General features: G+C 76.1%; 14 protein-coding genes. 7 read left to right on the top strand and 7 right to left on the bottom strand.

The window, feature by feature from the left end; genetic code table 11:
- Positions 1–177: 177 nt before the first annotated feature.
- Positions 178–855 carry a CBS domain-containing protein gene (locus tag SXIN_RS27950; protein ID WP_019708608.1) on the top strand — a complete coding sequence of 226 codons (678 nt, stop codon included), beginning with the start codon at positions 178–180 and terminating at the stop codon, positions 853–855.
- A 145-nt stretch (positions 856–1,000) separates the two neighbouring features.
- Here the strand turns inward: SXIN_RS27950 and SXIN_RS27945 are convergent, their stop codons facing one another.
- Positions 1,001–3,754, bottom strand: a complete 2,754-nt coding sequence (locus SXIN_RS27945; protein WP_095757709.1) for a cation-translocating P-type ATPase — start codon at positions 3,752–3,754, stop codon at positions 1,001–1,003.
- Between the two features lie 608 nt (positions 3,755–4,362).
- Between SXIN_RS27945 and SXIN_RS27940 the strand changes: the two genes are divergently transcribed.
- The 4 genes from SXIN_RS27940 to SXIN_RS27925 all read left to right on the top strand — a co-directional run bounded on the left by SXIN_RS27940 (position 4,363) and on the right by SXIN_RS27925 (position 8,237).
- Entirely contained in the window at positions 4,363–5,229 is an 867-nt protein-coding gene (locus tag SXIN_RS27940; protein ID WP_095757708.1) for a universal stress protein, read from the top strand.
- A gap of 229 nt (positions 5,230–5,458) precedes the next feature.
- Positions 5,459–5,884, top strand: coding sequence for a hypothetical protein (locus tag SXIN_RS27935; RefSeq protein WP_095758230.1), 426 nt, complete (start codon positions 5,459–5,461; stop codon positions 5,882–5,884).
- 269 nt (positions 5,885–6,153) lie between these two features.
- Positions 6,154–6,828 (top strand): helix-turn-helix domain-containing protein, encoded by a 675-nt coding sequence (locus SXIN_RS27930; RefSeq protein WP_238153881.1) that lies wholly within the window; start codon positions 6,154–6,156, stop codon positions 6,826–6,828.
- A gap of 332 nt (positions 6,829–7,160) precedes the next feature.
- Positions 7,161–8,237: an Acg family FMN-binding oxidoreductase gene (locus tag SXIN_RS27925; protein ID WP_039821116.1), complete on the top strand. Its 1,077-nt coding sequence runs from the start codon at positions 7,161–7,163 to the stop codon at positions 8,235–8,237.
- A 120-nt stretch (positions 8,238–8,357) separates the two neighbouring features.
- Here SXIN_RS27925 and SXIN_RS27920 read toward each other — a convergent pair whose 3' ends face one another.
- The 6 genes from SXIN_RS27920 to pflB all read right to left on the bottom strand — a co-directional run bounded on the left by SXIN_RS27920 (position 8,358) and on the right by pflB (position 15,294).
- Positions 8,358–9,257, bottom strand: a complete 900-nt coding sequence (locus SXIN_RS27920) for a universal stress protein (RefSeq protein WP_095758229.1) — start codon at positions 9,255–9,257, stop codon at positions 8,358–8,360.
- A 290-nt stretch (positions 9,258–9,547) separates the two neighbouring features.
- Complete coding sequence (locus SXIN_RS27915) at positions 9,548–10,432, bottom strand: universal stress protein (protein WP_019708612.1); 885 nt, start codon at positions 10,430–10,432, stop codon at positions 9,548–9,550.
- Between the two features lie 125 nt (positions 10,433–10,557).
- Positions 10,558–11,109 (bottom strand): flavodoxin domain-containing protein, encoded by a 552-nt coding sequence (locus SXIN_RS27910; protein WP_019708613.1) that lies wholly within the window; start codon positions 11,107–11,109, stop codon positions 10,558–10,560.
- Positions 11,110–11,297: 188 nt separating this feature from the next.
- Positions 11,298–12,143, bottom strand: a complete 846-nt coding sequence (locus SXIN_RS27905; protein WP_192883638.1) for a universal stress protein — start codon at positions 12,141–12,143, stop codon at positions 11,298–11,300.
- Between the two features lie 152 nt (positions 12,144–12,295).
- Positions 12,296–13,018 (bottom strand): pyruvate formate-lyase-activating protein, encoded by a 723-nt coding sequence (pflA, locus tag SXIN_RS27900; RefSeq protein WP_019708615.1) that lies wholly within the window; start codon positions 13,016–13,018, stop codon positions 12,296–12,298.
- 14 nt (positions 13,019–13,032) lie between these two features.
- Positions 13,033–15,294 (bottom strand): formate C-acetyltransferase, encoded by a 2,262-nt coding sequence (pflB, locus tag SXIN_RS27895; RefSeq protein WP_019708616.1) that lies wholly within the window; start codon positions 15,292–15,294, stop codon positions 13,033–13,035.
- Positions 15,295–15,647: 353 nt separating this feature from the next.
- Between pflB and SXIN_RS27890 the strand changes: the two genes are divergently transcribed.
- The gene (locus SXIN_RS27890) at positions 15,648–18,356 is read left to right on the top strand and encodes a bifunctional acetate--CoA ligase family protein/GNAT family N-acetyltransferase (RefSeq protein WP_095758228.1); all 2,709 of its coding nucleotides are present in this window, start codon (positions 15,648–15,650) and stop codon (positions 18,354–18,356) included.
- Between the two features lie 28 nt (positions 18,357–18,384).
- Positions 18,385–19,188 carry a CBS domain-containing protein gene (locus tag SXIN_RS27885; RefSeq protein ID WP_095757706.1) on the top strand — a complete coding sequence of 268 codons (804 nt, stop codon included), beginning with the start codon at positions 18,385–18,387 and terminating at the stop codon, positions 19,186–19,188.
- Positions 19,189–19,242 lie beyond the last annotated feature (54 nt).

Below are 19,242 nucleotides of genomic sequence, written 5' to 3'. Positions count from 1 at the left end.
CGGCGAGGTCCGCCCGGTGTTCCGGCCTCCGTCCCGTCGGCGGAGTCCCGCTGGCGGACGGTGCGGGGCGGTGCTGTTCTGGTAGCGGGTCCCGGCGGGCAGCCGGCCGGACGCCGCCGCGGGGCCCCGGCCACACGGCGGACGGCTGAGCGGACGGGCGGAGAGAGGAGCGGGACGATGCGCCACCGCACGGTCGGAGAACTGATGACCCGGGAGGTCGTGTCCGTCCGGCCGGACACCCCGTTCAAGGAACTCGCCGGGCTGCTCGCCGAACGCCGGGTCACCGCCGTGCCGGTCGTCGACGCCGCGGGCCGCCCGGTCGGTGTCGTCTCCGAGAACGACCTGCTGCGGAAGGCCACCGACCGGCTGGAGACCGGGGACCGCGTCTCCCCCATGCCGCATCTGGAGGCCTGGGAGCGCGCCAAGGCGGAGGGCGCCCGGGCCGAGGAGGTCATGTCGGCGCCCGCCGTGTGCGTCCGCCCGGACTGGACGGTCGTGGAGGCGGCGCGGCTGATGGAGATCCACGGCATCAAACGGCTCCCCGTCGTGGACGCCTCCGACCGGCTCCTGGGCATCATCAGCCGCCGCGACCTGCTGCGGGTCTTCCTCCGCACCGACGAGGCGATCCGCGCGGAGATCCTCCACGACATCCTGGCGGAGACCGTCGGGGACGCCGCCCGGGGGGTGACGGCCGAGGTGACGGACGGCCAGGTCCTGCTGGGCGGCACGGTGCCGTCGCGGCGGCTGGTGCCGGTCCTCGTCCGGCTGTGCCGGGGGGTGGACGGCGTGGTGGGCGTACGCGAGCACATCGACCACAACGGCGCGGGGCCGGTCCGGGAGGGCCCGCTCGTCTGACGGGCCGGGGCCGGCACGGCCGCTCGCCCGTAGGCCGGCCCGCCGCCGGTACGGCCCCATGACCTCGCCCCGGCCGCCCGGCCGCGCCCCGCCGTTCGGGCGGGCACCCCGGGCACCCGACCACCCGGGCACCCGACGGGCCGTCTCAGCGTCCGGCCGCCCGCTCCCGGTCCTCCGGCGCCCCCGGCGTCTCCGGATCCCCGGCGACCTCCGGATCCCCGGCGACCTCCGCGGCCTCCGCTCCGGCGGACCGCTCCGCACGCGCCGACAGCCGCACCTGAAGGCGCATCGCGGCGTAGCCGACCGCCGAGAGGGCGCAGCCGATGAGCAGATCGCCCGCGCTCAGGGCCTCCGTGCCGAGCAGCTTCTGCAGCGGCGGCAGGTAGACGCCCGCGATCTGCAGCGCCAGCGCGGCCGCGATCCCGACCAGCAGGAACGGGTTGGTGAAGGTGCCCGGCCGCGCCCGGGAGGCCAGGCCCACCCCGAGCTGCGTGGCGCCCAGCACCAGGAAGACCATGGTCTGCCACGGCCGCCCGGTCTCGTGGGCCCAGATCCCCACCCCCAGCGAGGCCCCGGCGATCACCAGGCCCATGGCGAGGATGCGCGGCCACAGTCCCGCGCCGAGCACGCTCTCCTCCGGCGGCCTCGGCGGCTGCCGCATCGTGTCGGGCGCCACCGGCTCCGCGCCCAGCGCCACCCCGGGCAGGCCGTGGGTCAGCAGGTTGATCCAGAGGATCTGGGCGGGCAGCAGCGGCAGCGGCATGCCGAGGAACGGGCCGAACAGCATCACCAGGATCTCCGCCGCGCCGCCCGCCAGCCCGTACAGCAGGAACCGCCGCACGTTGGCGTAGACCCGGCGGCCCTCCTCGACGGCGGCGACGACCGTGCCCAGGTCGTCGTCGGCCAGTACCAGGTCGGCGGCCTGCCGGGCCACCTCGGTGCCGCGGCGGCCCATGGCCACGCCGATGTCCGCCCGGTGCAGCGCCGGCCCGTCGTTGACGCCGTCGCCCGTCATGGCCACGACGTGCCCGGCGCCGCGCCAGGCCTGGACGATGTCGAGCTTCTGTTCGGGGCTGGTGCGGGCGAAGACCCGCGGCCTGGTCAGATCGCCGGCGGAGCCGTCGCGGATGCGGTCGCCGGTGGTGACCTCCTCCGCCTCCTCCCCGGCCTCCACGATGCCGAGGCGCCGGGCCACCACCCCGGCGGTCAGCGGGTGGTCGCCGGTGATGAGGACGGGGATGATCCCGGCCCGGCGGCAGGCCGCCACCGTCGCGGCGGCCGCCTCCCGGGGCGGGTCGAGGATGCCGATCAGCCCCAGCAGGTTCAGCCCGGACTCCCAGTCCCCGCCGTCCTCCGGCGGTTCCGCGCGGTCGGCGACGGCCACGGCCAGCACCCGGTAGCCCTCCGCGGCCAGCCGGCCGGCGGCCTCCGCGGCCTCGGCGAGCGTCCCGGCACCGTCGGCGAGCACCTCCGGTGCGAGCACCACCTCCGGCGCGCCCTTGCAGACGACGCGCAGTCCGCCGCCGGGCCGGCGGTGGACGGTGGTCATCCGGGCCCGGTCGCTGGTGAACGGGACCTCCTCCGTCCGCGGCCACTCCCGGGCCAGCGCCTCCCGGTCGAGGCCGAGCCGGGCCCCGGCGGTGAGCAGGGCGGCCTCCGTCGGGTCGCCCAGGGCGTGCCAGTCGGCCGCGTCGCCCCGGGCGCTCGAACGGGCCTCGCCGCTCCGCCGGTCCCCGCTGTCCGTGGCGTCCGGGGCGTCCGGGGCCTGCAGGGCGGCGTCGTTGCAGAGGACGGCGGCGGTGAGGAGTTCCGTGACGTCCGGTGCCGTGTCCGGCCGCAGTTCGGTGTCCTCGCGCTCGACGCGCCCCTCGGGGGCGTAGCCGGTGCCCGAGACGGCCGCCGTGCCGTGCCGGGTCCACAGCCGCTGGGCGGACATCCGGCCCTCGGTGAGGGTGCCGGTCTTGTCGGTGGCGATGACCGTGACGGAGCCGAGGGTCTCCACGGCCGGCAGGCGCCGCACGATCGCGTTGCGCTCCGCCATCCGCCGGGCGCCCAGCGCCAGCCCGAGCGTGACCACGGCCGGCAGCGACTCGGGGACGGCGGCGACCACCAGGCTGATCGCCGTCACCGCCATCAGCTCCGGGTCCTGCCCGCGCAGCAGCCCGATGACCAGCACCACGAGGCAGAGCACGACGGCGACGGCCGCCAGCACCCGGCCGAACGCGGCGAGGCGGCGCTGGAGCGGTGTGGCGGCGGGCTTCGTCGTCATCAGCGCCGCGATCCGGCCGGTGGCGCTGTCCGCGCCGGTGGCGGTGACGACGAAGCGGGCCCGGCCCCGTACGACCACGGTGCCGGCCGACACGACGGGCCGCTGCTCCCCGTCCGCGGGCAGCGGCTTGCCCACCGGTTCCGCCTCGCCCGTCAGCGAGGACTCGTCGACGAGCAGCGCGGCCTCCTCCAGCAGCTCCCCGTCCGCGGGCACGATGTCGCCCTCGCCGAGCAGCACCAGGTCCCCCGGCACCACCTCCGAGGACGGCACATGGCGCTCCTCGCCGCCCCGCACCACCCGGGCGCCGGGTGCGCTGAGCTCGCGCAGCGCCATGACGGCCCGTTCCGCGCGGACCTCCTGGGTGACGCCCACGGCCGTGTTGACCACGACGACGAAGGAGATGATCGAGGTGTCGAGGTAGTCGCCGGTCGCGATGGTGAGCGCGATGGCCACCAGCAGCACGAGGATCAGCGGATCGCGCAGCTGCGTGCCGATCCGGTGCCACAACGGCGTGGGGCGGGCCGTGCTGACGATGTTCGGACCGTACCGTTCCAGCCGCGCGGCGGCCTCCGCCGCGGACAGACCGGCGGCGGGCGGTGCCGTCACCGGGGCCTGCTCGTCCCTCACCATGCTCGCAGCCTTCCCGCAACGGACAGGCGCTGCAACAGGGCCTACGGGGTACGGGCGGGGCCCGTGGGCCCTTGTGCGGCACGGGCCGGCGGGCCGCTGTCCGGATCACCCGCGCGGTTGCCGCCGGGGGTGCGGGGCCACATCGTGGGAGGCAGGGAGGGAGGCCGGGGCCGGCAGGGCCGGCGGGCGGCCCCGCCCCGGCCCGGGTCCGTACGGACCCGCACCGATCCCCCCGCGGACCACTGAGCGGCCGGTCCGCGGGGGCCCGGGCCGAACGGCCGCGGGGCGGGAGCGGCGGGGTGCCCGGGCCTCCTGCCGGGGCCCGGCGCACGGACGCCGCCCCCTCCGGGTGCCGCCTCCCCCTGGCGCGGCGAAGGCTGCCGCGCCACCCCTGAGGGCCGGTGGGCCCCGCCAGGTGGCCCGCCGGACCCTGCCGTCCGGGCCGCCGCGGTGGTGTGCTGGGAGGAGACCGGGACACCGCCCGGTACAGGCCGCGGCGCCCGGCCGCGCCGCCCCGGTCCGCCGGAGCGGCCCGGCCGGCCCGCGGACGCCCTCGCGGTTGCGCATACGGCCCGGGGACACAGAGCGAGTGGAGAGGGTGACCGGTGATGGCGAGGAACGGTCCTGTGGTGGTGGGGGTGGACGGATCACCGTCCGGTCTGGAGGCCGTCGAGGTCGCGGCCCGGGAGGCGGCGTACCGCAACCGCCCGTTGCGGGTGGTGCACGCCTTCGTGTGGCCCTCGACGCACATGCCGCTGGGGGCGGTCGAGGGCGACCTGCGGTACGAGGCGAAGCGCATCGTGGCCGAGGCGGAGGAGCGGGCGCGGGCGACCGCGCCGGAGGTGGAGGCCGGCGGGGAGGTCGTCACCGGCGAGGCGCTGGCCGTGCTGGAGGAGGAGTCCCGCTCGGCCGCTCTGATGGTGGTCGGCAGCCGGGGCCTGGGCGGTTTCGCCCGGCTGCTCATCGGTTCGGTGGCGGGGCAGCTCGCGGCGCACAGCCACTGCCCCGTGCTGGTGGTCCGCGGCAGGACGGACGGCACCGGGCCGGTGCTGGTCGGTGTCGACGGTTCCCCGGCGGGCGAGACGGCGCTCGGCTTCGCGTTCGAGGCGGCCGCGGCCCGGGAGACGGGTGTGGTCGCCCTGCACGCCTGGTCCGAGTGGAGCGTGCCGGTGCCGCCGCCCGAGGACGAGTCGGCCCCCTACGCCTACGAGCCGGGGATGCTCAAGGCCGACGAGGAGCGGCTGCTGGCCGAGTCGCTGGCCGGCTGGCGGGAACGCTACCCGGATGTGCCGGTCGAGCACCGGCTGGTCCGGGGCCGTGCCCGGGAGGCCCTGGTCGAGGCGAGTGAGGAGGCCCGGCTGCTGGTCGTCGGCAAGCGGGGCCGCGGCGGCTTCGCCGGGCTGCTGCTCGGCTCGGTGAGCCAGGCCGCCACCCAGCACGCCCACTGCCCCGTCGTGGTCGTCCCCCACGCCTGAGGGCCCCGGGGGCGGCACCGGCCGGACGCCGGTGCCGCCCCCGGCGGTGGGAGCCGCCGTCCCGGGCGGCGGGCCGGTGAACGGCCCGCACGGCCCCGCGGGCACCGGGACGAAGGTGATCAACGGCAGGTCTCCCGGCCCTCCGTACCGGGACCGATGGGCCCTGGGTCCGGCGGAGCCCCGGCAGAAGACTGGGGCTGTCGGGAAGAGCAACGAGGGAGTGGTCGGAATGACTGCCAGGGAAACCGGAGTCCGCGGCACCGAGGCCGTGCGCGTGCGCGCCGAGGGCGACGTCGAGGAGGGGGCGCTGGAGTACCTCCGGGCGAAGATCGGCGCGGTGCTGGACCGGCAGGGGCTGCCCCCGGTGACCGGCGGCGTGCGGATCGCCAGGGCCAACGCCCACCACGCCGAGCACCCCTGGACCGCCGCGGCCGAACTCCGGGTGGGCCCGGACCTGGTCGTCGCCCACGCCCGGGAGGCCACCAGCCAGGAGGCCACCGACCGCCTGCAGGACCGGCTGCGCCGCCAGATGGAGCGGGCCCTCGACAGCCGGCGGACCGCCCGCCGTTCGGCCGCTCCGCCGCCGTGGCGCGGCGGGACGGGCGAGGACGGTCCGCGGGCCGCGGAGGAACCCGCCGGGGACCGGCCCGCCTGAACCGCGGGTCCGCCCGCGGCCCGGCGGCACCACCGCCGCCCACGCTCCGGGCACCGGGCGGACCCGGCACCCCCGGCCGCGTCCGCCCGTCCGTGGCCCGGCCGGCGGAGGCGGCCACCGCGGCGGGCCGGACCGCCGCCGGCTTCCCCGGGCCGTCCGGAACGGACCGGGCCGGGCCCCGGCCGGGCGGCCGTCCCGGACGGGCGGACGGCGGCGTGCCGGGCGAACCTGGTGACGGAGCCCCGAGCTGTGACGGAAGGAACGTGGCCGTGTCGGAAACGGAGAACGGAAAGGCCCACAGGACTCCGGACCCGGGTGACATCGGGCGCCGGATCACCCTCCAGCGCGAGCGGCTCGGGCTCACCCGCGAGGAGGCCGCGGCCCGGGCCGGTATGGCGCCGGGCTATCTGGCGTATCTGGAGGAGCACTCCGCCGACCCCAGCGCGCCGGGCATCGCCCGGCTGGCCGGCGCGCTGGGGACCTCCGTCGACGCGCTGCGCGGCGCCGGTGCGGCCAGGCCGGCCGGCCGGAGCAGGGCCGCGGCCCACCCCCGGCTGGTGCCTCTCGACGCCGAGGAGTGCTGGTCCCTGCTCTCCTCGCACGGCGTGGGGCGCATCGGCCTGTCGCTCGCCGACGACCCGGTGATCGTCCCGGTGAACTACGTGGTCGAGGCCGGACGGATCGCGTACCGGACGGCGCCCGGGACCGCGACCGCCCGGGCGGCGGGCCACCGCGTCGCCTTCGAGGTCGACGCGGTCGACGACGCCATGAGCCGCGGCTGGAGCGTGCTCGTCGTCGGGCGGGCCCGGCACGTCACGGAGCCGGACATGGTCGGCCGTCTGGCGGAACTCACGCATGCGGAACCCTGGGCGGGCGGCGTGCGCGACTTCTGGGTGCTCATCGATCCCGAGCGCCTGTCCGGCCGCCGCATCGAGACGGACTGAGGCCGGCCCGGGCCCCGGCGCGCCCGCCCCCGGAGGACCGTGCCGGGGTCCCGCCGTCCCCGCCGTCCTTGCCGTCCCCGCCGTCCTTGCCGTCCCCGCCGTCCTTGCCGAGGGCGGCGCGGCCGGTGTCCCGGCCGGTGCACCGGGAACGAACGGAGCACACGGAACGCCCGGTACCGGCCGGGCCGCCCGCCGCGCCGGTCACGCGCGGCGGGCGGCCCCGTCCGGGGAGAGGCGGGGCGATCTACCGTGGAAGGGAGGGACCCGTTCCCCTCGCCGGCCGGGGACCGGCGGGAAGGGCCGGGCCCGCACGCCACCCGAGGAGGTGCGGTATGCCAGTGCGACCGCTCGACACCACACTCGTCACGGACCTGGTCCGCGAGGCCACGGCCGCGCCGTCCATGCACAACGCGCAGCCCTGGCGGTTCCGCCACCGCCCCGGAAGCCGCACCGTCGAGCTGCGCCGGGACCCGGAACGGGCCATGCCGCGCGCCGACCCGGAGCACCGGGCGCTGCACATCGGCTGCGGCGCCGCGCTGTTCAACCTCCGGGTGGCGGCGGCCGGTGAGGGGCTGCGGCCCGAGGTCCGGCTGCTGCCGGACCCGTCCGACCCCGGCCTGCTGGCTTCCGTGCACCTGACCGGGACGGACGGCACCGGCCCGGACGAACGCGACAGCCCGCCGGCGGACGGCCCGGAGGAGCCCTCCGCGGAGCCGCCAGGTGCGGAACGGCCGGGGGCCGGCCCCGGCGGCCTGGCGGAGCTGCGGCCCGCCATTCCGCTCCGGCACACCAGCCGTTCCCCGTTCGCCGACCGGCGCGTCCCGGAGGATCTCAGGGCCCGGCTGGCGGAGGCCGCCCGTGCCGAAGGGGCCGACCTCGTCTTCCCCGGCATCTGGCATCTGCGGTCGGTGCTCTCCCTCGTCCAGGACGCCGAGGGCCGCTCCGGGACGGACCCCGGCCTCCGCGCCGAACTCGAACGCTGGATCCGCACCGGTGCCGACGTCTCCGCGCGGGCCGGTGACGGCGTCCCGGACTACGCCTTCGGGCCGCGCCCGTACGGCGGGCGGGCCGCGGTCCGCGATTTCGCGGGCCGTGACGCCCCGCCCGACCGGGAGAAGGCCGTGTTCGAGACCGCTCCGCAGCTGGCCCTGCTCGGCACGGCGGAGGACCGTCCCGCCGACTGGCTGCGGGCGGGCCAGGCCATGGAGCGCGTCCTGCTGCTGGCCACCCGGGAGGGGCTGGCCTCGTCCCTGACCTCGCAGGCCCTGGAGTGGCCCGATCTGCGCTGGCTCGTGCGGGACCCTCAGACGTCCATGGGCGTGGTGCAGATGGTGATCCGCCTCGGCTACGGCCCGGCCGGCCCGCGGACCCCGCGCCGCCCGGTGGAGGAGGTTCTCGACCTCGCCTGAGGGCCGCCTGAGAGCCACCTGAGGGCCGCCTACGGGGCGTCGTGTGCGTCCGGTGGGCGGCCGCGCCGAAGGGCGGCGGGTTCCGGTCCGCCGACCGGTCCGTCGTCCCCGGGCCGCCCGTCAGGCCGCGGGGCCGCCGTGCCGGTCGCCGTCCGGCTCACCGTCGTGGGGGACGACGGCCACCGGGCAGGCGGCATGGTGCAGGACTCCGTGGGTGACGTGGCCGATGCGCGAACTGTGCCCGGGGTGGTCGAGCTGGTGTCCGGTGACCAGCAGGCCGGCGCCGCCGGCGGCCTCGATCAGCACCCGGCCCGCGGACCCGGCCGTCACCCGCCCCGTGACGGCGACCTCCGGGTACGTGGCGCGCCACGGCGCGAGAACCCCGGTCAGGGAGCGTTCCTCCCGCTCCTGGAGCTCCGCGGTCAGCTCCTCGTCCAGCGGGGCCGAGGCGTAACCGTAGACAAGCTTCGGGTTCCAGGCGTGGACGACGCGGAGTGCCGCGCCCCGGGCCGCCGCCGCGCGGAAGGCGAAGTCGATGGGCGCGGTGCCGTAGTGGCGCAGGTCGAGCCCGAGGACGACGGTGCCGGGCTCCTCCGCCCGCCCGTCGAACCCGTCCCGAACCAGCACCACCGGCCGCGCCGTGCGGGCGATGACGGACAGGCTCACGGAGCCCAGCAGATGCCCCGACATCCCGGACAGTCCGCGGGAGCCGAGGACGAGCAGCTCCGCCTCCTCCGCGAGGAGCACCTTCACGGGCGCTTCCGCGACCCGCTCGACCTCGATCCGCAGACCGGGGAAGCGCCCGGCGAGCGTCTGGTGGACCGCGCTCAGCCGGTTCTCCACCCAGCGGTGGCGGGATTCGGCGTGGAGGGGGTGGTCGGCGTCGGTGGCGAGCGGGTGCCAGGCGTGGACGAGGCGCAGCGGGCGGCCGGTCCGCCGGGCTTCCAGGGCGGCCCAGTCCGCCGCGGCCATGCTCTGCGGGGAGCCGTCGATTCCCACGACGACCATGTGACTCGGCATCACGCCCTCCTCCTGGGCCGCTTTCCCTTCCCGGCTCCCGGTCCCGGGCCGGTACGGGGTACCGGGCCGCCGGTCTCCGGTGCGGTCCGGTCGCGGCCCGGTGGGGCCGTGCCCGGCCGGACCGGCGGGGTGTGCGCCGGGTTCCCCCGGCGCTCCCTCCAGCACATCACCGGGTCCGCGCCCCGGACAGGGCCTGCCGGGCTCGATCCCGGGCCGACCGTCCCCCGGTACCGTCCGCCGGCCCGTCCCGCGTGGCCCGTCCGCGTGGCCCGCCCCGCCGGGGTGTCCGCTCAGGCCTGCGGGACCACGGCCACCGGGCAGGGACAGTGGTGCAGCACGGCATGGTTCACCAGGCCGAGCTGGAGGCCGAAGTGGCCGTGTCGGGCGTGGGCGCCGACCACCAGCAGGCTCGCCTCACGGGCCGCGTTCAGCAGGGCCTGCCGGGCCGGTCCCGCGGTGGCCCGCCGCCGGACGACGACGTCCGGGTACCGTTCCCGGGCCGGTCCGACCGCCTCGTCGATCACCTTCTCGGCCCGCGCCCGGCCCTGCTCGGCCACGTCCCCCTCCTCCGGGCCCCCGGAGTCCGGCTCGCCGCCGGAGGTCCGCCAGGCGTGCAGGGCGATCAGTTCGCAGCCCCGGCGCTGGGCCTCGCGGAAGGCGAACTCGGCCGCGCTCCGCCCCTCCGCGGTGTCCTCGATGCCCGGCGCCCGGCCGGTGGCCTCCTCGGCGTCCTCGTCCTGGACGCCGAGGACGACGGGTTCCGTGCCGCTGTCCGGCTCACCACGGACGACGACGACCGGGCAGTCGGCGCGCCCCGCGACGGCCAGGCCGACGGAGCCCAGCAGCATGCCCGTCACCCCGCCGCGCCCGCGGCTGCCGACGACCAGGGCGAAGGCGTTGCGGCCAGCGGAGAGCAGGGCGTCGGCGGCGTTCTCCGGCACGATCTCGCCGGTCACCTCCACCGACGGGACGCGTTTCCGCGCGTGTTCGAGGGCCAGGTCCCGGATGCGCTCGGCGTTCTCCCTCAGCTCCGGTACGGGCGTGCCGAGGGCGGGCCCGGTCGCGCACAGCACCCGCAGGGGGGCCTCGTGCCGCACGGCCGCGTCGGCGGCCCAGTCCACGGCCCGCAGGCTGGAGTCCGAGCCGTCCACACCGGCCACGACGGGGAGCACCATGGGCTGACCACCTCTCCTCTCCGGACGCGGGCCGGCCTGGATCACAGCGTGGCATACGCCCATGAACGCCGCATGTGCGCTCGGGGCGCACCCGCTCCCCGGGCGCCGCGCGCCGCGCGCCGGTCCTACGCGGCCTGCGCCTCCGGGAGGCGGTGGGCGATCTCGTCGGCCCAGGCCTCGATGCGGTCCCAGTCGCGGTAGTCGCCGTAGTGGCCGCCCATCGCCTTGAAGGCGGCGTGGCCCGCGGGCGGGAGGTCCCCGCGCCGCACGGCGCCCGAGAACAGGCAGGTCCCCACCGGGTGGATCTCGTCACGCAGTGCGGGCATGTTCTTGGGCTCGTGATGCGACGCCATACTCCGCAGCGGCCGGCCGAGGGCCGCGCTCATGCCCACGCTGAACAGCCACACCGGGCGGTTGCCCAGCTCCGCGCGGTGGCGCCGGACGTAGCCGGACGCCTCCGGCATCCACTGCTGGTTGTGCACCGCGCTGCCGACGACCACCGCCTCGTAGCGGCCGGGGTCCGGGTCCGCCGCCCCGTCCACGGGGCGGGCCTCGGCGCGGTGTCCGGCCCGGGTCAGGCGGCCGGCGATCCGCTCGGCGATCTCGCGGGTGGAACCGTGCTCGCTGGCGTACGCCACGAGGACGGCGGCGCCGTTCTCCCTGGTGTTCGGGGGCATGTCGCGTTCCTCCTGGTACTCCGGCGCCTCCGGGCCGCGGCGGGTACCCGCCCCGTGAGGGCGCAGTCCCCGGCCGCCGCCCGGTTCCGCCGGCCGGGTGATGTGGGTGGTGCGGAGGAGCGCGGAACGGCCCGCCCCCTCCCGGGTTCCCGGGGCCGGGAGTACCCGGCCCCCTCGTTCGCGTCCGGTCAGCTCTCCTCGGCGGGGCTCGGGACCACGACCACCGAGCAGTGCGCGTGGTGCAGCAACGCCCTTGTCACATGGCCGAGTTGGAAGCCGTACCGGCCCTCGCCGGGGCGGCGGTGGGAGGCTATGACGACAACATCGGCCGTGCGGGTCGCGTTCAGCAGGGCGTGCACCGGGCCGGAGCGGACCGTGCGGGTCTCGATGCCGACCCGCGGGTGCTTCTCCCGCAGCCCCGCCACGGCGAAGCCGGGCACGGCCTCCTCGGCGGCGGCCTGCCGGTTGATGTCCTCCTGCACGGAGGTGGCGGGCACGGGGACCAGGGCGTCGGGCGCCGAGTAGCGGTAGGTCCAGGCGTGCACGATGCGCAGCCGGGCGTGGCGGCGCTCGGCCTCCTCGAAGGCGTACGCCGAGGCGTCGGCGTCCTCGTCGCTCTCGATGCCGAGCAGCACCTCGCCGTACTCGGCCGGGTGGGCGTCCCGCCGGACGACGAGCAGCGGGCTCTCCGTGTACGCGGCGAGCCGCAGGCTGACGGAGCCGAGCAGCAGCCCGGCGAAGCCGCCGAAGCCGCGGCTGCCGACGACGGTGAGGGCCGCGTCCCGGCCCAGGTCGGCGAGGGCGCGGGCCGGCTCGCCGGTGAGGGGGACGGCGGTGACCTCGAGCCCGGGGTGGCGGACCCGGGCCCGCGAGACGGCGGTCTGCAGGACCGGCCCGGCCTCGTCGGGATCGGGCACCGCGTAGCCGATCTCCAGGGCGGCGCCGCGCAGCGCCGCCTCTTCCGCGGCCCGGTCCAGCGCCCGTACGGCGAGGAGCGAGCCGTCCACACCGACGACCACGCGACGGGTTGTCATGACGAGTCCTTCCCTGACTTCCTTGTCCTGCTGTGGACTTGCTGTGTTCCGCTGGTACTGCTCACTGCTCACTGCTGGCTGCTGGCCGCTGACTGCTCAGCGCCGGGTCCCGCCGCCGCCCGCCTCCCCGGTCCGTCCCCTCTCCCTCTCCGTCAGAGCGCCCGCAGCCCGTGCTCGCGGAACTGCTCCCGCACCCGGTCGGTGAGCTCGCGGTCCGGCACCGGGTTGTCCCGGAGCGGGAACGGGATGCCGAGGGCCTCGTACTTGCCGGCGCCCATCTTGTGGAACGGCAGCACGTCGACCCGGTCGACGTTGCCGAGCCCGGAGAGGAACTCCCCCAGCCCGTCGACGGCAGTCTTGTCGTCGGTCCAGCCGGGGACGAGGACGTAGCGGACCCACACCGGGACGCCGAGCCGGTCCAGCCGGGTGGCGAAGTTGAGGGTGGGGGCCAGCCGGCCGCCGGTCAGGCTGCGGTAGGTGCCGACGTCGAACGCCTTGATGTCGAGCAGCACCAGATCCGTGTCCGCGAGCATCTCGTCGGAGGCGCGGGATCCGAGCAGCCCCGAGGTGTCCAGGGCGGTGTGGAGTCCGCGTTCCTTGCTGCGGCGCAGGATCTCGCCGGTGAAGGCCGGCTGGAGCAGCGGCTCGCCCCCGGTGACGGTCACCCCGCCGCGGGCGGCGGTGATGAACGCCCGGTGCTTGTCGATCTGCTCCACGACCTCGTCGGCGGTGACCAGCCGCCCGTCGCGCATGCGCCAGGTGTCCGGGTTGGCGCAGTAGAGGCAGCGCAGCGGGCAGCCGTTCACGAAGAGGACGAACCGGGTCCCGGGCCCGTCCACACCGGTGGACAGGTCCCAGGAGTGAATCCGGCCCATGCTGCTCACGGTGCTCACATCGCCCCGTGGAAGGTGCGGCTGATGACGTCGAGCTGCTGCTCGCGGGTGAGCCTTACGAAGTTGACGGCGTATCCGGAGACGCGGATGGTCAGCTCGGGGTAGTTCTCCGGGTGTTCCATCGCGTCTTCGAGGGTGGCCCGGTCGAGGACGTTGACGTTCATGTGGAAGCCGCCGGACGCGGTGTAGGCGTCGAGGATTCCCGCCAGGTTCCCCGCCCGTTCGGCCGGGTCGTGGCCCAGGCCCTCCGGGGTGACCGTGGAGGTCAGGGAGATGCCGTCCCGCGCCGCCTCGTAGGGGATCTTGGCGACGGAGAGGGCCGAGGCGGCCATGCCGTGCTTGTCGCGGCCGTTCATCGGGTTGGCGCCGGGGGCGAAGGGCTGTCCGGCGCGGCGGCCGTCCGGGGTGTTGCCGGTGTGCTTGCCGTACACCACGTTGGAGGTGATGGTGAGCACCGACTGGGTGTGCTCGGCGTCCCGGTAGGTGGGGTGGAGGCGCACCTTCTCCATGAAGGAGCGGACGAGGTCCGCGGCGATGGCGTCGGCGCGGTCGTCGTTGTTGCCGTAGGCCGGGTACTCGCCCTCGACCTCGTAGTCGACGGCCAGCCCGTCGGCGTTGCGGACGACCTTCACCCGGGAGTGCTTCACCGCGGACAGGCTGTCGGTGGCGACGGACAGGCCGGCGATGCCGCAGGCCATCGTGCGGTGCACGGGGTGGTCGTGGAGCGCCATCTCCAGGCGCTCGTAGGCGTACTTGTCGTGCATGTAGTGGATGACGTTGAGCGCGTCCACGTAGGTGGCGGCCAGCCAGTCCAGCGTCCGGTCGTACGCCTTGTACAGCTCGTCGTAGTCCAGGTAGTCGCCGGTCAGCGGCTCGGACTCGGGGGCGATCTGCTCGCCCGTCATCTCGTCGCGGCCGCCGTTGATGGCGTAGAGCATGGCCTTGGCGAGGTTGACGCGGGCGCCGAAGAACTGCATCTGCTCGCCGACCGTCATCGCGGAGACGCAGCAGGCGATGGCGGTGTCGTCGCCGGTGCAGGGGCGCAGCAGCTCGTCCGACTCGTACTGCAGGGAGCTGGTGTCGATGGAGACCTGGGCGCAGAACGTCTTGAAGCCCTCGGGCAGGCGCGGCGACCAGAGCACGGTGAGGTTGGGCTCGGGGGCCGGGCCGAGGTTGTAGAGGGTCTGCAGGTAGCGGAAGGAGGTGCGGGTGACGAGCGGGCGCCCGTCCCGGCCGATGCCGCCGATGGCCTCGGTGACCCAGGTGGGGTCGCCGGAGAACAGCGCGTCGTACTCGGGGGTGCGCAGGAAGCGCACGATCCGCAGCTTGATGACGAAGTCGTCGATGAGTTCCTGGGCGCGGGCCTCGTCGATGCGGCCCTCGGCGAGGTCCCGTTCGAGGTAGACGTCGAGGAAGGTGGAGGTGCGGCCGAGGGACATCGCGGCGCCGTTCTGCTCCTTCACCGCCGCCAGGTAGCCCAGGTAGAGCCACTGCACGGCCTCGTGGGCGGTGGCGGCGGGGCGGGTGACGTCGCAGCCGTAGCCGGCGGCCATCTCCTCCAGTTCGCCCAGGGCCCGGATCTGCTCGGCGAGTTCCTCGCGGTCCCGGATGACGTCCGGGGTGGAGGGCCGGTGGTCGAGCAGGGAGCGCTCGGCCTTCTTCTCCTTGACCAGGATCGCGGTGCCGTAGAGCGCGACGCGCCGGTAGTCGCCGATGATCCGGCCGCGCCCGTAGGAGTCGGGCAGGCCGGTGATGATGCCGGCCTTGCGGGCCCGGCGCATCTCGGGGGTGTAGGCGTCGAAGACGCCCGCGTTGTGGGTCTTGCGGTAGGTGCCGAAGACCTTGGTGACGAACGGGTCGGGTTCGTAGCCGTAGGCGCGCAGCCCGTTCTCGACCATCCGCAGCCCGCCGTTCGGCATGATCGCCCGCTTGAGCGGGGCGTCGGTCTGCAGGCCGACGATCAGTTCGCGGTCGCGGTCGATGTAGCCGGGCGCGTGCGAGGTGATCGTGGAGGGGACCGCCGTGTCGACGTCGAGGATCCCCTTGCGGCGCTCCTCCGGGAAGAGGCCGCTGACCTTCTCCCAGACGGTGCGGGTGCGCGTCGTCGGGCCGGTCAGGAAGGCTCCGTCCCCCTCGTAGGGGGTGTAGTTGGCCTGGATGAAGCCCCGGACGTCCACCCGGCGGCGCCAGTGCTCGCCCGTGAACCCGCGCCACGCCGCTCCGGGCGCCTCTGTGCCGGTCGGTGTCACCACCGTCATCACTGCCTCCGCATGTCTTCGCGGCGCCGCTCGGGGGGTGTCCCTGCGGGCGCCTCTCATCGGTGTCCATCCTCCGGCCGGGGCCCTCCCCCCGGACAGGGCCGACGGGAGTCCCCGGGCACGCCGTACGGCCCCTGCCCGGGGGCGGTTCGGGGACCGAGCGGCCCGGGCCCGGTGAGGCCGTTCGGCCCTGCTCGCGGGGCGGGCCCCGGGACGGGTTCCGGGCGGCCCGGCCGGCGGCGGCGCACCGGGGCCGAACGGCCCTGCCGCCGTGCCCCCACCAGCCCCTGCGGGCGTCCCGGCACCGCCGGATGCTGGAGGGAAGCCGAGCGGGCCCCAGGGGAGTGGACACCATGACGACGGACATCGCGCACCGCGCCGAGATGACGCACGCACTGCTGGCCGACGGCAGGACGGTGGAGATCCGCCAGGCGCGCCCGGAGGACATCCACCAGGTGCTGTGGCTGTACGAGGAGATGTCGCCGGAGAACCTGCGGTTGCGCTTCTTCGGCGCGAGCCGGCTGTCCGGGCGGATGGCCGCCGAACGGTTCTGCGGTCCACCGCGCCCCGGCTTCCTGCCGCTGATCGCCTTCTGCGAGGACCAGATCGTGGGCGTCGCCGAGTACGAGACCGGCCCCGCCGACCCCGCCACGGCGGAAGTCGCCCTGGCCGTCGCCGACGACTTCCACCACCGCGGCGTCGGCACCCTGCTGCTGGAGCACCTGGTGCACGCGGCCCGCGCGAACGGTGTCGCCACGTTCACCGCCGACGCCCTCGCCGACAACCACGCGATGCTGAAGGTCTTCGCCGACCTCGGCCTGAGCACCGCCCGCCGGTTCGAGAACTCCGAGGTGCACTGCACCGTCGGCCTGGAACCGGACGAGCGCTACCTGGCCGCCTGCGACGAGCGCGGCCGGACCGCCGACGCCGCCAGCCTGCGGCCGCTGCTGCGGCCCCGTTCCATCGCCGTCGTCGGGGCGGGCACCAAGCCCGGCTCCGTGGGCCGCGCCGTGCTGCGCAACATCCGCCGGGCCGGCTTCACCGGCGCGCTGCACGCCGTCAACCCGCACGTCCACACCATCGAACACACCCCGTGCTACCCGTCCGTGACGACGATTCCCGAGCCGCCGGAGCTGGCCGTGCTCGCCGTCCCGGCGCGCGCCGTGCCCCAAGTGGCCGAGGAGTGCGGCAAGTCCGGGGTCCGCGCCCTGGTGGTGCTGACCTCCGGGCTGGACGACGCCGAGGCGGAGGCGCTGCTGGTGACCGTCCGCCGCTACGGGATGCGGCTCGTCGGCCCGAACTGCCTGGGCATCGCCAACACCGAGGAGCCCGTGCGGCTGGACGCCACCTTCGCCGCGCACCGGCCGCTGCCGGGCACCGCCGGGGTCGCCGTGCAGTCCGGCGGGGTCGGCATCGCGCTGCTGGGCGGGCTGTCCCGGCTCGGCGTCGGCGTCTCCAGCTTCGTCTCGCTCGGCGACAAGTACGACGTCAGCGGCAACGACCTGCTGCAGTGGTGGGAGGAGGACGGCCGCACCGACCTGGCCCTGCTGCACCTGGAGTCCTTCGGCAACCCGCGCGCCTTCTCCCGCACCGCCCGCCGGGTCACCCGGAAGATGCCGCTGCTGACCGTCGACGCGGGCCGCTCCGACGCCGGCCGCCGCGCCGCCGCCTCGCACACCGCCGCGGCCGCGACGCCGACCATGACCCGGCAGGCCCTCTTCACCCAGGCCGGGATCATCGCCACCCGCACGGTCGGCGAACTCCTCGACACCGCCGCCCTGTTGCACGCCCAGCCGCTGCCCACCGGGTCGCGGGTGGCCGTGGTGTCGAACGCGGGCGGCGCGGGCGTCCTCGCCGCCGACGCCTGCGTCGAGGCGGGCCTGAGCGTGCCGGAGCTTCCCACGGACCTGGTCGAGGAGCTGCTGGAGTGGCTGCCGCCGGGCGCGAGCGCGACGAACCCCGTGGACGCCACCGCGGCCGTCGGCGACCAGTCGCTGAGCGCCGTCCTGGACCGGCTGTCCGCACACGAGGCCGTGGACGCGGTGCTGCTCGCCCTCGTCCCCACCGCGCTGGCCGCGGCCACGGGCGACGACCCGCTGCGGGCCCTCACCCACGCGGCCCCGGAGCGCCGGCGGCCCCGCACGGTCGCGGCGGTCCTGCTGGACCAGGCCGAGTCCGTGCGGCTGCTGCACACCCGGGGCGGCGCCGCCGTCCCCGCGTACGCGGACCCGCAGGCCGCCGCCCGCGCCCTGGCTCACGCCGCGGAGCGGGCCCGGTTCCTGGCCCGGCCGACGGGCACCTTCCCCGAACTGCACGGCACCGACACCGACGGCGCCCGCGCACTCGTGGACGCCTTCCTCGCCGAGCACCCGGACGGCGGCTGGCTCGACCCGCGCCGCAGCGCCGAACTGCTGGACCACTACCGCATCCCGCAGCTCCCCTGGGCCTGGGCCGAGGACGAGCAGGGCGCGGTCGACGCCGCCGCCCGCCTCGCCCCCGGGCCGGAGGGCCGCGTCGTGCTGAAGGCGTACTGGCCCGGCCTGGTGCACAAGACCGACGAGGGCGCGGTGCTCCTCGACCTGGCCGGCGAGGAGAAGGTGCGGCAGGCGTACCGCTCGCTGGCCGGGCGCTTCGGGGAGGTGATGACCGGGGTGCTGGTCCAGCCGATGGCGGAGCGCGGCACCGAGTTGGTCGCCGGAGTCGTCCAGGACCAGGTCTTCGGGCCGCTGGTGCTCTTCGGCCTCGGCGGCACCGCCACCGAACTGCTGGCCGACCACGCGGCACGGCTGGCGCCGCTGACCGACCGCGACGTGCACGACCTGATCACCGCGCCGCGCTCCGCGCCGCTGCTCTTCGGCTACCGCGGCGGCGGCCCGGTCGACCTCGAAGGGCTCGAACAACTGCTGCTGCGGGTCTCGCGGATGGCGTGCGACCTGCCGCAGCTCGCCGAGGCCGACCTCAACCCGGTCGTCGCCCGGCCCGACGGCGTCACCGCACTCGACGTCCGTATCCGCCTGCTGCCCCGGCAGGCGCGCGACCCCTATCTGCGCCGGCTGCGCTGAGCCCCGCCGCCCCGAGGAGGAGAGAACCATGAAGCACCGCAAGGTCGGCACCGTGATGACGATCGACGTGGTCCGCGCAGTCGCCGCCACCCCCTTCAAGGACGTCGTGACGCGGCTGGACGAGCACGGGATCAGCGGAATGCCGGTGGTGGACGACGACGAGAAGGTCATCGGGGTGATCTCCGTCTCCGACCTGATGGGCGGTCGGCCGGGCCGGGACGGAGCCGGCGGCCGGAAGACGGGGCCCCAGGCGGGGCCCGGGGCGGGGGCCGGGGCGGGGGCCGGGGCGGGGGCCGGGGCCGGAACCGGCGGACTGCGCCTGCCCCGCCTCGGCCACACCGCACGGCGGGCCGCCGGGGAGGACGGCCGCGCGCCCACGGCGGGGGAACTGATGACCTCGCCGGCCGTCACCGTCCGCGCCCTGGACTCCATCGCGCACGCGGCCCGCACCATGGTGCGGCACCAGGTGGAGCGGCTGCCGGTGGTGGACGAGGAGGACCGGCTGGTCGGCATCGTCACCCGGCGGGACCTGCTCCAGGTCTTCCTGCGGCCGGACGCAGACATCCGCCGGGAGATCATCGACGAGGTGCTGGTCGGCGCCCTGTGGCTGCCCCCGCACGCCATCGGCGTCACGGTCGTGGGCGGCGTGGTCGTCCTGGAGGGTTGTCTGGAACGGCGCAGCGAGGTGCCGATCGCCGAGCACATGGCCGGGCAGGTGGACGGGGTGGTGAGCGTGGTCAGCCATCTCACCCACCGCTACGACGACGCGAAGATCCGCCCGGTGGAACCGGCCCTGCACGGCCTCGCCGACGGCTGGCTCCGCAGGTTCTGACGGCCGGCCCCGCCCGGCGGCCCTAGCCCATTGGCAGGGCCCAACACCACGGGA

The organism is Streptomyces xinghaiensis S187, assembly GCF_000220705.2.
GTDB classification, from domain to species: Bacteria; Actinomycetota; Actinomycetes; order Streptomycetales; family Streptomycetaceae; genus Streptomyces; species Streptomyces xinghaiensis.
Note: the sequence above shows the minus strand (reverse complement) of the source record. Positions and strands in the feature narration are given on the sequence as shown.

Excerpts from the sequence above, each read along its gene's own strand:
- SXIN_RS27910 (WP_019708613.1), bottom strand. The coding sequence starts at position 11,109 with ATGCCCCCGAACACCAGGGAGAACGGCGCCGCCGTCCTCGTGGCGTAC.
- SXIN_RS27940 (WP_095757708.1), top strand. The coding sequence starts at position 4,363 with ATGGCGAGGAACGGTCCTGTGGTGGTGGGGGTGGACGGATCACCGTCC.
- SXIN_RS27925 (WP_039821116.1), top strand. The coding sequence starts at position 7,161 with ATGCCAGTGCGACCGCTCGACACCACACTCGTCACGGACCTGGTCCGC.
- SXIN_RS27920 (WP_095758229.1), bottom strand. The coding sequence starts at position 9,257 with ATGCCGAGTCACATGGTCGTCGTGGGAATCGACGGCTCCCCGCAGAGC.
- pflB (WP_019708616.1), bottom strand. The coding sequence starts at position 15,294 with ATGACGGTGGTGACACCGACCGGCACAGAGGCGCCCGGAGCGGCGTGG.
- SXIN_RS27945 (WP_095757709.1), bottom strand. The coding sequence starts at position 3,754 with ATGGTGAGGGACGAGCAGGCCCCGGTGACGGCACCGCCCGCCGCCGGT.
- SXIN_RS27905 (WP_192883638.1), bottom strand. The coding sequence starts at position 12,143 with ATGACAACCCGTCGCGTGGTCGTCGGTGTGGACGGCTCGCTCCTCGCC.
- SXIN_RS27950 (WP_019708608.1), top strand. The coding sequence starts at position 178 with ATGCGCCACCGCACGGTCGGAGAACTGATGACCCGGGAGGTCGTGTCC.
- SXIN_RS27890 (WP_095758228.1), top strand. The coding sequence starts at position 15,648 with ATGACGACGGACATCGCGCACCGCGCCGAGATGACGCACGCACTGCTG.
- SXIN_RS27885 (WP_095757706.1), top strand. The coding sequence starts at position 18,385 with ATGAAGCACCGCAAGGTCGGCACCGTGATGACGATCGACGTGGTCCGC.
- SXIN_RS27915 (WP_019708612.1), bottom strand. The coding sequence starts at position 10,432 with ATGGTGCTCCCCGTCGTGGCCGGTGTGGACGGCTCGGACTCCAGCCTG.
- SXIN_RS27935 (WP_095758230.1), top strand. The coding sequence starts at position 5,459 with ATGACTGCCAGGGAAACCGGAGTCCGCGGCACCGAGGCCGTGCGCGTG.
- pflA (WP_019708615.1), bottom strand. The coding sequence starts at position 13,018 with ATGGGCCGGATTCACTCCTGGGACCTGTCCACCGGTGTGGACGGGCCC.